The sequence below is a fragment of the Bartonella sp. MR168JLCBS genome (assembly GCF_042194175.1).
In genome coordinates, this window is record NZ_JBHIMP010000534.1 from 1 (window position 1) to 271 (window position 271).

General features: G+C 35.8%; 1 pseudogene. It reads right to left on the reverse strand.

The features are described 5' to 3' along the window. Positions 1-76 precede the first annotated feature (76 nt). Positions 77-271, reverse strand: a pseudogene (locus tag ACFIK8_RS12465) (hypothetical protein); the annotation flags it as partial.

Consider the following 271-nt stretch of genomic DNA (forward strand, 5'->3'; position numbering starts at 1 on the left):
TTTTCGGATCCTTTTAAATACAATTTCATGACTGATGCTTCCGAAAAAAAGCTCTATTTCTGATCCATAAGTGTCTTTAAGCGTAGATCGCTGTTGGGGGTATGCTAAATCTTTCTGAAAGCTTATTTGCGAAATTGTTTGATGATGATTTATAGCATGCGGTTGCATATAGTTTTTCCGTTTCTAATTTTTTGTGTTTCTTAATTACCAATCCATATTCTGGATGCGTAATCCAATTATCCCAAGCGCTTTGCCAATCGCGTTCATTTGC